The sequence below is a fragment of the Propioniferax innocua genome (genome assembly GCF_006716235.1).
Taxonomy (GTDB): domain Bacteria; phylum Actinomycetota; class Actinomycetes; order Propionibacteriales; family Propionibacteriaceae; genus Propioniferax; species Propioniferax innocua.
Genome location: NZ_VFOR01000001.1, coordinates 506,878 through 520,013, shown reverse-complemented (window position 1 = coordinate 520,013; position 13,136 = coordinate 506,878). Strand labels below are relative to the sequence as shown.

The following is a 13,136-nucleotide window of genomic DNA, read 5'->3' as shown; positions in this document are numbered from 1 at the left end:
CGCTGACGCCCAGGCGACTTCCGTTGCGGTGGCTTGCTGGATCCACCTGAACCCTCGGTGGAACAGCCGACGGTGGCGTTGCCGGCTGTTGGCATAGGGGAGTGGCAGCTTGCCGAGTGCGCTGACTGGTCAACTAGGCCAAGGCTTATCAGCGCGAGGGATGTGCTGGCTATGGCGGTGAAGATGAGCCGTGTTGTTGGCTGGTTCATTCGCACTTGTCTGCTTGGTAGGCGCGGTAATACGTGACAACCCATCCGGACTTAGTTTTGGTCATGGCGGGTGTTGACTCTAAATAGTGCGGTAGAGGAGGACCTGAGACTGGCGTCATGCCAGTTCCGTCGAGACACAACGACAGCTGGATGGTGCTGTCCCACTGATCCACGACGTCGTAGTACGTGACATTCAAGGTTCCTGAGATTTGACGGGGCCCCATATCTGCGTATTGCACAGTCATCTGCTGGACGACCTTTTCTGCATCGCTGTCAGGTTCTACGAGGGCAAGTGCGCTGTCGACACTCTCATCACTGGCGCCGGTGATGGCCATGTTCTGCATGGCGTGCTCAAACCGCGCATATGCCATCAAGACGGCTTGTGTTTCCGGGTCTTCCGGCATTTCGGTGAGTTTCACTGTGGCCTTGGCAGGCCCGGGCGTCGAGGTCACCGCAGTGGTGGGAGAGGCCTCAGAAGGTGTCTGCGCGACTGGAGGTTCTGCTTCCGCACGGGTGCATGCCGTGAGGGCTGCGGTGCTCACGATGAGGGTCGTGAGGATCGTGGCGCAGTGTCTTGTTCGGGTCACGAGATTCCGCGGTCTCCGTCGGTCTCGAAGGCGGGCGGGGTCTTGTTGATGATCCGGGGGTGGCAGGGAACGATCGGTCGGTTCGTGGGCATCGGAACAGGGCAGCGGGCATGGGCGCGGGGGCATGTCGTGTCCTATGGGGCAAGAGGGATGCTGGCTCTGATTCTGCCCGGTTCCGACGCTTCTGGGTAGACCATGTTTCCCGGGCGCGGCGACGGTTCGGTCGGCCGCTGGGGCCTGTCGTATCCGGCCGGGAATGCGCTCCTCGCACGGTTCGAGGCTTCGGCGTTTCTCGCTCGCCACCATCAGACTCATGCCCCGAAGCCCCGCTTCACGCCGTGCAGACGTTCACACCGCGCCGCGTCAGACGTTCACACCGCGCCGCGTCAGGCCACATCGCGACGCTGCAGTACCGCTGTGGAGAGTGCGATGCACAGGCCGGTGAGCACGAGCGACGGCAGGATGATCGGCAGGGTCCCTGAGAGGTTCAGCGCGCCCGAGTCTCCCACTGTCACACTGCCGAGCGTCGCGGCACGAGCCAGCAGCGCTTGGGGGATCACGGTTTTCAACCCGGCGATGTCTCCGTAGAACGCTCCGATCCCTGCCACGACCCCAAGGAAGCACACGGCCACCGGGGCCGTGAATGACTTCCACACCATCGACAGAAGTGATTGCAGCGCGACCACCGCGGTCGCCGCCATGAGCGTCACCACGGCACTCCCCCAGATGCTCCACGGAAGCGCCCAGGGATCCAGATCCGTGGCCAGGGAACCGGCCAACCACGTTCCCAACACGAGTAGCACCTGCATGGCGGCCACCAACAGAAAGCCTGCCCCCAACTTCGCCGTCACGATGCTCGACGCCCGCGCCGGCCCTGCCATGAGCCGGGGCCAGACGCCTCGGTGTTCGACGCGCCACAGCGCCGAGCACAGGGTGGCCACGCCCAGCGACAGGAAGAACAGCCCGTAGAACAGCGTGATCTGCCCCCACAGACTCGCCCAGGACTGCGTCAGTACCCCGGCGTTGAGGATGAAGTTCGCTGTTCCCATCACCACGGCGAGAACGGGCACCACGAGCACGACGACCCATGCCGATGCGCGCCGCAGTTTGATCAGTTCGGCCTTCCAGACGTTCATCAGATCTCCACTCGGTCGAGACGGACGCGTGCGAGGGCCAGTACGCCCAGCATCACGCAACAGAACAGGGCCATGGACCCCCACGGCAGGGGGATGGCGATGAGGGGTGCGTCGCCGGTTGGCGACAATTGATAGGGAAGCCCTGCCGCCAGGTAGCCCCAGGGCGTCAGGTGCGCGAACCATGGCGGCATCAGCATCGAGAAGAACCCGAGGAATCCGCCCAGGACGCCGACGCCGAGGCCCACGAGCTGGCTCTCGACCCGTGCGGCCAGCCACAGGTGGAGTCCCACGACTCCCAGCGTCACGATCACGACCACCGCGCCGTACCAGAGCCACTGCACCCATGGCAGCGGTGTCGTCGCACCCGCTGCTCTGGACGCCAACACCAGAACCGACATCTCCACGACAGTGCTCAGCACCACCAGGGGCATCAGCGCGAGGAGTTTGACCGTGCACAGTCGTCCGGGAGTCACACCGAACATCGACGTCCGCAGCCATCCGTTTCCGTGGTGCTCGATATCCACCTGGCGTGACGCGAGAACCGCAGCCAACAGAGGCATGAACAGGGCCTTCGTCGAGCTGTAACCGGTCAGCAGCAGAAACTCCCAGTGCATCGTGTTCGGTTCATTGATCCGAGCGCGGTGATCGGCATCGAACAGTTGCATCGTTCCGAACAGGATGGTCGCCAGCAGCACTGCTCCCAGCACCAGTGAGGTGCGGAGTCGACGCATCTTGGCGTACTCCAGCCGCACGGCCTTTCCGAAGCCCGGCAACGAGGTACTCCGCCCGCTCACAACGCACCTCCGCGTCCGGTGAGTTCGATGAAGATGTCCTCCAGCGTCTGCTGCTCCCGACGCACCTCATGGATCCGTGCGCCGGCTCGAACCAATTCGGTGACCACATAGGGGGTCGCATCGGCCGGGACGTCCCGGCGTCGCACGACTCCGGCATCGGTGGTGATCAACAGGTCAGGGGTCGCCTGTTGGAACAGTTCCGCCTTGGTGCCCTGGAACATGAGCCGGCCATGGTCGATGACGGCCAACGTGTCGATCATGCGCTCGATCTCGGCGAGCTGATGCGACGACACCATGATCGTGACGCCCTCACCCGCGAGCTCCAGCAGCAGCTCCCGGATCTCCTCGATGCCCGCCGGGTCGAGCCCGTTGGTGGGCTCATCGAGGATCAGGAGTTCCGGCTGGTGGGCGATCGCCATCGCAATGCCCAGACGCTGCTTCATCCCCAGCGAATACTGTTTGACGAGTTTCTGACCCGCGGTGTCGAGGCGCACGATTTCGAGGGCACGCCGCACCTGCGCCTCGGTGAGGCCGAGGATCATCTGCTGGATCCGCATGTTCTCGTTCCCGGTGAGGTGCGGATACACCGATGGGGCCTCGATCAACGATCCGATCCGGCCCAGTACACGCCGTCGAGTGCCCCGATCCCCGTCACCATTCCCCCTGCCCATGGGGGTTCCGAGCACTTCGATGCTGCCGTTGGTGGGACGCACGAGCGAGAGCAGCATCTTCATCGTCGTCGATTTCCCCGAACCATTGGGGCCCAGGAAACCGAAGACCGATCCCTGGGGCACCCGCAGGTCGAGACCGTCGACGACCCTCGTTGCGCCATAGGCCTTCGTGAGGCCCTGAGTTGTGATGATGTCCATGGCTCCACAGTCGCGTCCGGATTCTCGACGCACCTCGGCTTCACGCATGGTTCTGGCGCCATACCCCGGTATGAGACGGCATCAGGGCTCGGGGTGTCAGGGTTCGGGGTGTCAGGGTTCCAACAGGTCGCGACGCGAGACGAGCCCTTGGCGGAACGCGAACAGCACCGCCTGCACACGGTCGCGCGATCCGGTCTTGGCGAGCACATGGGAGACATGGGTCTTCACCGTGGGCATCGAGATGAACAGGCGTGCGGCGATCTCACTGTTGCTCCACCCTTTGCCCATCGCCACGAGAATCTCGGTCTCCCGTGGCGTGAGCTCGTCCAGGATGCGTCGCGTGGCCCTGTCCCGGCTCGGTTCGGTGTCGACGCCCAGCATCGGGCGCATGCCTTCGATCAGCCGCTTCGTCGCCTGTGGGGAGATGACCGCGTCGCCGGCATGGACCGTGCGGATGGCTCGCAACATGTCTTCGGGGGAGGTGTCCTTCAACAGGAATCCCGACGCCCCTGCCGCCAGCCCCTGCGTGATGTAGTCGTCCCAGTTGAAGGTGGTGAGCATGATGACACGCGTCTCCGGCGAGGTGTCGAGCAGCCGACTCGTTGCGGCGATGCCATCGAGTTCTGGCATCTGCACGTCCATCAACACCACATCGGCCCGGTCGCGGGCATTGCACGTCACCGCCTGACGCCCGTTCGCGGCCTGCCACGCCACGGCGAGGTCGTCCTGTGAATTCACGACCATGGCCACGCCGTGGGTGAACAGTTCCTGGTCATCGGCGAGCCCGACGCGGATCACCTTCGTCTCCGCGGTCATGACGCCACCCGGAGGGGCACCCGGGCCAGAACCACCCAGCCGCCGGCTCCGGGGCCCACCTGGAGAGTCCCATGGTGCATCGCGACCCGCTCCCGCATCCCGGTGATACCGAACCCGGCGACTCCGTCGGGCGTGTGCGGATCTGCTCGGCGTCCTGCATCATCATCGGCAGCCAACCGGTTCCACACCTGCACCTCCACCACGTCGTCGAGGCCCCGGACCGTCACGGCCACAGGTTCTCCCGACGCATGTTTGAGCACGTTCGTCAGGGCCTCCTGGACGATGCGATAGATGGTCAGCGAAACGGGCTGGGACAACGACGCTCGAGCCACAGACATGTCACCCGGCGCCGACGCCGCCTCCGGACCCGCACCTGAAACCTCACCGAGACCACTGCACCGCAGACGCACGTCCAGACCCGCGGCACGGTAGTCATCGACGAGAGCCTCGAGGTCGTCGACACCTGGCGTCGGGCCGGTCCCTCGTGGATCGTCCGTGCGGAGAACCGCCACGAGTGACCGCATCTCGCCCAACGACTCGCGGCCCAGCTCCGCGATCGTGGACAGGGCCGTACGCGCGTCGTCGGCGTCGGGGGAGTAACGGCCCCCGTCGGCCTGCGCGATGATGACACCGAGTGAGTGCGCGACGATGTCGTGCATCTCGCGTGCGATGCGGGTCCGCTGGCCGAGCGTCGCGAGTCGGAACTCCTGCGTCCGTTGCCGCTCCTCGGCCAGTGCACGTTCGAGAGCCGCATCGGCCTCCTCGTCACGTTTGCGTGCGACGGTTCCCAGAAGGCAGAAGAATCCGGCTCCCATCCACTGTATGAGCACCACCGGCCAACGTTCGATCCATGGCAGTGCCACCACTTCCGGTGAATACCGGAGCGCCGCGACCGCGGTGCCGGTGAACAGGACCGCCGTGGCCACGGACCGGGCCCGACGCGCCAGTCGTCGATGGATGCAGTATCCGGCCCAGGCCGTTGTGATGACGGCGAGGAAGCTGTAGGTCCCGAGCGTCACCACATGGACGACTCCGATCCCGAGAAGCCCGGCCACCGCTGCCAGGGGTCGGCGTCGCCGCAGAGTCAGCGTCAGGAACAACGCCGCGCACGACGCGGCCCACACCAGATCCTGCCAACGTTCGGTGTCCACCCAGATGGGTGGGCCCATGAAGGCCAGCACGGTCCATGGCAGGGCCGTGGCGGCGTCCACGAGGGTCGGGTGACGCGACGACCATGTCAGAGCACGGTCCAGCAGCGAGACACGACCCGACGCGGGCGTCTGAAGAGACGCCGACGCCCGACCCACGGAGGAGGACATGCCTCCATTGTGGATCGGGCGTCGGTGATGATGCCTCATGCCACGGGATGAGTCACCGGGTCATGGCGCGGCTCAGGCGTCGCCACCTTCCTGGGGCACGCCGTGCGTCGAGGTGGGATCGCCCACCTGGTAACGGTCGTAAGCCTCCTGGGCGGCACCGGAACGGTACTTGCCCTCCCGCTCCAGCGACATGAGCGTCGCGACCACGATCGACTCGGCATCGATCTGGAAGAACCGACGCGCACCCGGACGGGTGTCTGCGAAGCCGAAGCCGTCGGCACCCAGCGTCGTCATCGGCTGCGGCACCCACGGGCGGATCTGGTTCTGCACCGCCGACTGGTAGTCGCTCACCGCAACCGCCGGGCCCTCGGTGCCCTTCAGCGACGAGGTGATGAACGGCTCGCGGGCATCGTCACCGGGGTGGTTGAAGTTCCAGTTCTCGACCTCCTCGGCCTCACGGCGCAACTCGTTCCAGGACGTGACCGACCACACCGCAGCGTCGACGTGCCAATCCTTGGCCAGGATCTCCTGCGCCTTCAGCGCCCACGGCAGACCGACGCCGGACGCCAGGATCTGGGTCTTGGCGTCGCCGTTGTTGCTGTTCGGGCGGTACAGGTACATGCCCTTGAGCAGCGAGTCGACGTCGAGATCCTCCGGGGGCCCCGGCTGGGGGACCGGCTCGTTGTACACGGTGAGGTAGAAGATGACGTCCTCGCCGTTGGGATGATCCTCGTCGGTTCCGTAGCCGTACATGCGCTTCATGCCCGATTTGACGATGTGCGCCACTTCGAAGCCGAAGGCCGGGTCGTAGTGCACGACCGCGGGGTTGGTCGCCGCCAGAAGTGGCGAGTGCCCGTCGGCGTGCTGCAGGCCCTCACCGGTCAGCGTCGTGCGTCCGGCGGTGGCACCGATGAGGAAACCGCGCGAGAGCTGGTCGGCCATGGCCCAGATGAAGTCGCCGACGCGCTGGAACCCGAACATCGAGTAGAACAGGAAGAACGGGATCATCGGCTCGTTGTGCACCGAGTACGAAGCACCCGCGGCGGTGGCCGAAGCCAGGCCGCCGGCCTCGGAGATGCCCTCGTGCAGGAGCTGGCCCTGCTCCGACTCCTTCCAGGACAACAGCAGCTTGCGGTCCACCGACTCGTAGGTCTGCCCGTGCGGGCTGTAGATCTTCGCGGTCGGGAACATCGAGTCCATGCCGAACGTGCGGTACTCATCCGGTGCGATCGGCACGACGCGCTTGCCCCACTCTGGATCTTTCATCAGATCGCGCAGCAGACGCACCAGTGCCTGCGTGGTGGCCACCTTCGGCGGCTGCTTGCCCTTCTCGGGAGCGGTCAGGAGGGGCTTGTAGAGCTTCTTCTTCGGCAGCTCCAGCTTGCGTGGAGCCACCTTGCGACGTGGCAGGAATCCGCCGAGGTTCTGGCGTCGACCCAACACGTACTGGATGACCTCGTCATCCATGCCCGGGTGATAGTAGGGCGGGTTGTATGGATCCTCGAGTTTGGAATCGGGGATCGGCAGCTTGATGCGGTCACGGAAGGCCTTGAGATCCTTGCTCGTGAGCTTCTTCATCTGGTGGGTGGCGTTCTTCGCCTCGAGGGCCTCGATCGTCCAACCCTTCACCGTCTGGGCGAGGATGACCGTCGGCTGACCCTTGTGGTGCAGTGCGGCGTGGTAGGCGGCATACACCTTGCGGTAGTCGTGGCCACCGCGGGAGAGCTTTGTGAGCTCGTCATCGGTGTAGTCCTGCACCATCTTCTGCAGACGTGGGTCGTCGAAGAAGTGCGAACGGATGTAGTCGCCGCTCTCGGTGGTGTAGGTCTGGAACTGGCCGTCGGGCGTGGTGTTCATCTTGTTGATGAGGACGCCATCGGTGTCCTGGGCGAGCAGGGGATCCCAGTCGCGTCCCCACAGCACCTTGATGACGTTCCAGCCGGCACCGAGGAAGAACGACTCGAGTTCCTGGACGATCTTGCCGTTGCCACGGACCGGGCCGTCGAGCTGCTGCAGGTTGCAGTTGATCACGAACGTGAGGTTGTCGAGCTCCTCGCGGGCGGCCAGACCGATGGCGCCGAGCGATTCGGGCTCGCCCATCTCGCCATCGCCCAGGAAGGCCCACACGTGCTGATCGGACGTGTCCTTGATGCCACGGTCCTGCAGGTAGCGATTGAACCGGGCCTGGTAGATGGCGTTGAGTGGGCCGATGCCCATGGACACCGTGGGGAACTCCCAGAAGTCGGGCATCGACCGCGGGTGCGGATAGGAGGAGAGACCCATGCCGGCGCCTGCCGACTTCTCCTGGCGGAACCCATCCATGTGATTCTCATCGAGACGGCCGAGAAGGTAGGAGCGGGCATAGATGCCGGGGGCCGCGTGGCCCTGCACGTACACCTGGTCGCCGCCACCGGGGTGATCCTTGCCGCGGAAGAAGTAGTTGTAGCCGATCTCGTACAGCGTCGCCGCACTGGCGTAGGACGCGATGTGGCCGCCGACCTCGAGACCGGGACGGTTGGCCTTGGAGACCATGATGGCCGCGTTCCAGCGGATCATGCGACGGAAACGACGCTCCATCTCCTCATCACCGGGGAACCATGGCTCGTCCTCGGTCGCGATGGTGTTGATGTAGTCGCTGCTGCGGAACGCCGGGAGACCCACGTGACGCTGACGCGCGCGATCCATCATCTTCAACATCAGGTACCGCGCGCGATTCTGCCCTTGGGATTCGAGCATGGCGTCGAACGAATCGAGCCATTCCTGCGTCTCCTCCGGGTCGATGTCGGGAAGCTGACTCGCCGTTCCCTGTGCATTGATGGCGGGGCGTTCACCTGCAACCATGCGATCTCCTAACCATGTGTCGTTCCGGCCTCGGCCGAGCGTGGGGTGCCGATCCGGTGTGCGTCGTAATACTCTCATCGCCACCCAAGACATCGCACTCAGGGGGCGATTCATGCCAGACTGCAAGGGCAGAATCACCCGCATACCGGAAGTGAGGATTTGGTGGCAGGCGAGGCCTCGTCGGCGCAGGGAGCCGGCAGTGTGAAGGAATCGGGCGAGATGTCCCCGATCATGGAACTGGTCGGCAGGTCGGGATTCACCGCCGGCATGGTGGTGCAGGAGCTCGGTTGGGACGATGACGTGGATGATGATCTGCGTCTGGCGATCGAGAACACCATCGACGGTGAGCTCATCGAGGACGCGGTGGAGGCCGTGGACACGGTGCTGCTGTGGTGGCGTGAGGACGACGGCGATGTGACCGACGGGGTGGTCGACGCTCTGACCGACCTGGACGAGAAAGGTTTCGTCTGGGTGTTGACACCGAAGGTCGGACGCCCCGAGCACGTGGATCCCGCCGACTTGAGCGAAGCCGCCACGACCGCCGGACTGTCGCGGACCTCGACGGCGGCCAACCTCTCGGCGGATTGGACCGCGGTGAAACTGGAGCGTCCGCGTCGACGCTGACCGACAGCAGATGACATCTGTCACCTCATGGCCGTGAACGTGTCACACAGATCGGTGATGCGCAGCACGGGGGAAGCGTCCGAAGCGGCGGGAGGCTGGGGTCATGAACTCGACACAGCACATGCCCCCGTCCGATCACACGCCCCACGACACCCTGCCCACGCAGTACCGGACGCCGGAGGAACCCTCATCCGGCGTCAGTGACATCCGTCCGCGAGCCATGGATGACGACATCGTCGGGACGACCTATCCGGTGGCTGTGCGGCGTCGTGGATGGTGGCGTCCACTCGTCGCCCTGTTGGTGGTGGTCGTGGGCTTCCCCCTGGTCAACCTGACGCTGAGCGTGGGCGCCTGGGCCCTTGACGAAGCCTTCCCGCAGTTCACCGGGGGCCGGATGGTGACCCCTGCGGCCATGCTCGCTCTCAATCTGTCCTGGGGCAGCTGCATCCTGATCAGCCTGGGTGTGCAGCGCCTGCTGTATGGGCCGAGCCGTGATCTCCATTCGGTGATGGGCCGATTCCGATGGTCGCTGTTGGGTCGGGCCGCCATCATCGTCGTGCCGGTCTGGCTCGTGGTCGGTGTGCTCAACCTGGTGTTCGTGGAGCTCGAGGCACCCGCGTTGGTCGACTGGCTGTTGGCCGCAGTGGTGTTGTTGACCACCCCGTTGCAGGCGACCGGTGAGGAATACCTGTTCCGCGGACTGCTGAACCGTGGGTTCGCCTCGTGGGCGGGGCGTCGCCGAGCCGTGGGGGTTGTGGTGGGGCTCGTGCTGAGCAGCGCGCTGTTCATGCTGGCCCACTTCGCCTTCCAACCGATGATGCTGCTGTACTACTTCACCTTCGGCGCATCGCTCGCGGTGATCGCCTGGCGTACCGGGGGAATCGAGGTACCTGCGCTCATCCACTCGGTGCACAACGTCGTCCTCATGGCCGCCGGGACGTTCATGGTCGGTGACGGCGCCGACAGCCTGGCCACGCGCGGAGAGGCGGAAGTGGGGCTGGAGATGCTGCCGTACATCGGCCTCATGGTGGCTGCCGCCGCGGTCACGTGGATCATCACGAAGCGTCGTCCGGTGCAGCGCACGGTTCCTGCGGAGGAACCGGTCACGCACTGAGGTCGCGGATCGAGCACCATGGTGTCCATGCACGATCGTCGTACCGACCCCCACCAGTTCGAGCAGTACGCGCGTTGGTGCGTGTACCCGGTGGTCGGCCTGCCGTTGTTCCTGCTGCTGTTCCCGGCTGTGGATCATCCGCGCAGGGCACTGGTCTCGTTGCCCGTGGTGGTGGCTCTGACCGTGGTGTCGGGATGGTTCTGCAAGCGCATGTTGGACGCCTGCGTCCGGCCGCGACCGTGGCAGGGGATGGGCCGCCCGCTGATGATGATCACCGTGGTGACGGTGGCGTCGGTCGGGGTTCTTGCGGGGCTCTGGTGGCGGGTGGAGTCGTCGATGTGGGTCGTCCCGATCGCAGTGATGCTCACCCTGGTTGCGTTGGGGCTGCGAATGGAGGGGGCATTGGCTCTGGCGTTCGTGGCAGGCGGGGTGGTGTTCGCCCTGGCGATCTTGTTGGTGCGTGTGACGCCCACGGAACCCTTCAACCTGTTCCTGTGGGGGCCGGTGATCGCCGCGATGGTGTTCACCGGATGGATCGCGGCCTGGATGCTGCGGGTGATGGTTGACCTCAAGGAGGCCCGCGACGCGGCAGGGTGGCTGGCCGCCAGCGAGGAGCGGGCCCGGATCTCACGCGACCTGCATGATCTGTTCGGCCAGACCTTGGCGTCGATCGCGGTCAAGAGCGAGTTGGCTGCGGAGCTGACGCGTCGGGGCCGGAACGAGCGGGCCGAGCAGGAGATGCGAGCGATCCACGCGCTGGCCGATGAATCGGGCGAGCGGGTGCGTGAGGTGGTCCGTGGCTACCGAGAGCTGGATCTGATCGCCGAGGTCAGTGGCGCCCGCGCGGTGCTGGAGTCGGCGGGGATCGTGTGTGACACATCGACTGTTGAGGTGAAGGACCCGCAGGTGGCGTCCACCTTCGCCTGGGTTCTGCGTGAAGGGGTCACCAACATCCTTCGTCACTCGGACGCCAGGCGCGTGGAGATCGAGCTGACGTCGAGCCGCCTTGTGATCAGCAATGACGCACCGCACCCGATGAAACCCGGCGTCGGTGGTCTGGCAGGCATGCGTGAGCGTATGGAGACCATTGGTGGCGTCGTGGAGTGCAAACATGAAGGGGACAGGTTCGTGGTCACAGCGCAGGTGCGGTGACCGGCGCTGTGGTGACTGGCGCTGTGGTGACTGGCGCTGTGGTGACTGGGACTGAGGCAGGAGGAACGATGATCCGGGTGATGCTCGCCGAGGACGAGACGCTGATCCGGCAGGCTTTCGCCGGTCTGCTCGAACTCGAGGACGACCTGCACGTGGTGGGCCTGGCCGCTTCCGGTGGGGAAGCCCTGACCGTGGCGCGCAAGCACGAGCCGGATGTGGCGCTGCTCGACCTGCAGATGCCTGAGCCCGATGGCATTGAGGTGGCCCGGATCCTGGCGGAGGAGATGCCATCGTGCCGGTGCCTGATCGTCACCTCGCACGGCCGTCCGGGGTATCTCAAGCAGGCTCTGGGTGTGGGGGTTCGCGGGTTTCTTCCGAAGACGGTGACCGCTGCGGAGTTGGCGTCGGCGGTGCGAACGGTGGCCGGGGGCGGACGCTACGTCGACCCGCAGTTGGCCGCCGAGGCGATCGGTGCGGGGGATTCACCGCTCACTGCGCGTGAAGCGGACGTGCTGGCCCTGGCGGCCGAGGGTGCGCCCGTGGATGAGATCGCTGCCCGGGCGAGCCTGTCACCGGGCACGGTGCGGAACTACCTGTCGTCGACCGTGGCCAAGCTCGGCGTGCGGAACCGGCATGAAGCCGTGAGGCGGGCCAAGGAAAAAGGCTGGATCTGACTCAGGTCAGCTTGGCCGGAGTGGTCATGCAGGTGAGGTCATCCTGGCCTGTGGCCCCGGGGACGACGGCGGATTTGCCGTCGGCCGACATCGTCAGCTCGTAGCTGATGTCACGAGGGAGCCATACGCCGAAGAAGCCGTTGTCGTAGGTCGTGATGGTTTTGTCGATCAATACGTCACCAGACTGCGCATCGGTGATCTTGACATCGATCGGGGTGTTGGCCAGCTCGCCTTGGCACGTGGTGAGGCTGTGGAAATGACACTCGTGAGTCTGCGAAACGTACGGCGCGACCGAAAGGTAGTGCTTGTCGCCCTCGATTGGCAGGGTCGCTTCGGTGCTCTGGTTCTGCAGCACGAGCTCGCTGTGGCGGACCGAAGCGATCGTGTCCTCGGGGCGTTCGGCAAGGGGAGTCCTGTCGAGTGCCTCGATGACCTGCTCGGCATCCTCGCCTGCAAGCCCCAGGGGAGCGAGTATCTGATCGGCGGCGGAGGCCTCGGCGGCGTTGGAAGAGGTGGACTGCTCGGCTGTGGGAGTGCTTGTTCCGCATCCAGTGAGCATGAGGGCACCAATGGATGCACAGGCGGCGGCGACTGAGGCGATGGATCGATTGCGCATGTCTCTAGGGTATTAGGGGGATACCCCATACGGGTATTCCCCTTGGGTGATCCTGCCCACAGGGATTCTCGCATCGGGCTTCGAGGACTTCTCGAGGTGGCGGTGCCTGATTGTGCAGGGCCTGTGTGCCACTGCTGTCGATTGTGTGGTGTCTGATGCCGTAAAGAGGCACCGCCGACTTCATTGGTGGGCACAGACGGACTCGAACCGCCGACACCCTGCTTGTAAGGCAGGTGCTCTAACCAACTGAGCTATGCGCCCGCAGTGGGAGAGTGTACTAGAGACGCCATTCCCCAGAGGGGCTTTCTGAAGGTGTGGGATTCAGGCAAGTTGCGAATTGCGACTGTGGCCGCAGCGTGGCTGCGTGCAACCCGATGGCGAGAAG

General features: G+C 65.0%; 12 protein-coding genes and 1 tRNA gene. 4 read left to right on the top strand and 9 right to left on the bottom strand.

Annotation, left to right across the window (positions count from 1 at the left end):
- Positions 1 to 205 precede the first annotated feature (205 nt).
- The 7 genes from FB460_RS02365 to aceE all read right to left on the bottom strand — a co-directional run bounded on the left by FB460_RS02365 (position 206) and on the right by aceE (position 8,571).
- The gene (locus FB460_RS02365) at positions 206 to 751 is read right to left on the bottom strand and encodes a hypothetical protein (RefSeq protein ID WP_142092504.1); all 546 of its coding nucleotides are present in this window, start codon (positions 749 to 751) and stop codon (positions 206 to 208) included.
- 431 nt (positions 752 to 1,182) lie between these two features.
- Positions 1,183 to 1,932 (bottom strand): ABC transporter permease, encoded by a 750-nt coding sequence (locus tag FB460_RS02360; RefSeq protein ID WP_170209920.1) that lies wholly within the window; start codon positions 1,930 to 1,932, stop codon positions 1,183 to 1,185.
- Entirely contained in the window at positions 1,932 to 2,726 is a 795-nt protein-coding gene (locus FB460_RS02355; RefSeq protein WP_142092502.1) for an ABC transporter permease, read from the bottom strand. Before FB460_RS02355 ends, FB460_RS02360 begins: the two co-directional genes overlap by 1 nt.
- A complete protein-coding gene (locus tag FB460_RS02350; protein ID WP_142092501.1) occupies positions 2,723 to 3,595 on the bottom strand; it encodes an ABC transporter ATP-binding protein in 873 nt (290 codons plus the stop codon). Before FB460_RS02350 ends, FB460_RS02355 begins: the two co-directional genes overlap by 4 nt.
- A gap of 111 nt (positions 3,596 to 3,706) precedes the next feature.
- Positions 3,707 to 4,411, bottom strand: coding sequence for a response regulator (locus FB460_RS02345; RefSeq protein ID WP_211345796.1), 705 nt, complete (start codon positions 4,409 to 4,411; stop codon positions 3,707 to 3,709).
- Positions 4,408 to 5,730: a histidine kinase gene (locus tag FB460_RS02340; RefSeq protein WP_170209919.1), complete on the bottom strand. Its 1,323-nt coding sequence runs from the start codon at positions 5,728 to 5,730 to the stop codon at positions 4,408 to 4,410. The genes FB460_RS02345 and FB460_RS02340 overlap by 4 nt, the downstream gene beginning before the upstream one ends.
- Before the next feature lie 72 nt (positions 5,731 to 5,802).
- Positions 5,803 to 8,571 (bottom strand): pyruvate dehydrogenase (acetyl-transferring), homodimeric type, encoded by a 2,769-nt coding sequence (aceE, locus tag FB460_RS02335; protein ID WP_142092499.1) that lies wholly within the window; start codon positions 8,569 to 8,571, stop codon positions 5,803 to 5,805.
- Between the two features lie 219 nt (positions 8,572 to 8,790).
- Between aceE and FB460_RS02330 the strand changes: the two genes are divergently transcribed.
- The 4 genes from FB460_RS02330 to FB460_RS02315 all read left to right on the top strand — a co-directional run bounded on the left by FB460_RS02330 (position 8,791) and on the right by FB460_RS02315 (position 12,135).
- On the top strand, positions 8,791 to 9,195 hold the full coding sequence (locus FB460_RS02330; RefSeq protein ID WP_246044207.1) for a DUF3052 domain-containing protein: 405 nt from the start codon (positions 8,791 to 8,793) through the stop codon (positions 9,193 to 9,195).
- 103 nt (positions 9,196 to 9,298) lie between these two features.
- Complete coding sequence (locus FB460_RS02325) at positions 9,299 to 10,309, top strand: CPBP family intramembrane glutamic endopeptidase (RefSeq protein ID WP_142092498.1); 1,011 nt, start codon at positions 9,299 to 9,301, stop codon at positions 10,307 to 10,309.
- A gap of 27 nt (positions 10,310 to 10,336) precedes the next feature.
- Positions 10,337 to 11,461, top strand: a complete 1,125-nt coding sequence (locus tag FB460_RS02320; protein WP_142092497.1) for a sensor histidine kinase — start codon at positions 10,337 to 10,339, stop codon at positions 11,459 to 11,461.
- A gap of 68 nt (positions 11,462 to 11,529) precedes the next feature.
- Positions 11,530 to 12,135, top strand: coding sequence for a response regulator transcription factor (locus tag FB460_RS02315; protein ID WP_142092496.1), 606 nt, complete (start codon positions 11,530 to 11,532; stop codon positions 12,133 to 12,135).
- A gap of 1 nt (position 12,136) precedes the next feature.
- Here FB460_RS02315 and FB460_RS02310 read toward each other — a convergent pair whose 3' ends face one another.
- Together FB460_RS02310 and FB460_RS02305 are read right to left on the bottom strand one after the other, a co-directional pair.
- Complete coding sequence (locus tag FB460_RS02310) at positions 12,137 to 12,751, bottom strand: CueP family metal-binding protein (RefSeq protein ID WP_211345795.1); 615 nt, start codon at positions 12,749 to 12,751, stop codon at positions 12,137 to 12,139.
- A 184-nt stretch (positions 12,752 to 12,935) separates the two neighbouring features.
- A tRNA-Val gene (locus FB460_RS02305) sits at positions 12,936 to 13,012 on the bottom strand.
- Positions 13,013 to 13,136: the final 124 nt, after the last annotated feature.

What these genes read in the sequence shown, in the direction of transcription:
- FB460_RS02320 (WP_142092497.1), top strand. Translation starts at nt 10,337, where the DNA reads ATGCACGATCGTCGTACCGACCCCCACCAGTTCGAGCAGTACGCGCGT.
- FB460_RS02330 (WP_246044207.1), top strand. Translation starts at nt 8,791, where the DNA reads ATGTCCCCGATCATGGAACTGGTCGGCAGGTCGGGATTCACCGCCGGC.
- FB460_RS02360 (WP_170209920.1), bottom strand. Translation starts at nt 1,932, where the DNA reads ATGAACGTCTGGAAGGCCGAACTGATCAAACTGCGGCGCGCATCGGCA.
- FB460_RS02325 (WP_142092498.1), top strand. Translation starts at nt 9,299, where the DNA reads ATGAACTCGACACAGCACATGCCCCCGTCCGATCACACGCCCCACGAC.
- FB460_RS02315 (WP_142092496.1), top strand. Translation starts at nt 11,530, where the DNA reads ATGATCCGGGTGATGCTCGCCGAGGACGAGACGCTGATCCGGCAGGCT.
- FB460_RS02340 (WP_170209919.1), bottom strand. Translation starts at nt 5,730, where the DNA reads ATGTCCTCCTCCGTGGGTCGGGCGTCGGCGTCTCTTCAGACGCCCGCG.
- aceE (WP_142092499.1), bottom strand. Translation starts at nt 8,571, where the DNA reads ATGGTTGCAGGTGAACGCCCCGCCATCAATGCACAGGGAACGGCGAGT.
- FB460_RS02350 (WP_142092501.1), bottom strand. Translation starts at nt 3,595, where the DNA reads ATGGACATCATCACAACTCAGGGCCTCACGAAGGCCTATGGCGCAACG.
- FB460_RS02310 (WP_211345795.1), bottom strand. Translation starts at nt 12,751, where the DNA reads ATGCGCAATCGATCCATCGCCTCAGTCGCCGCCGCCTGTGCATCCATT.
- FB460_RS02345 (WP_211345796.1), bottom strand. Translation starts at nt 4,411, where the DNA reads ATGACCGCGGAGACGAAGGTGATCCGCGTCGGGCTCGCCGATGACCAG.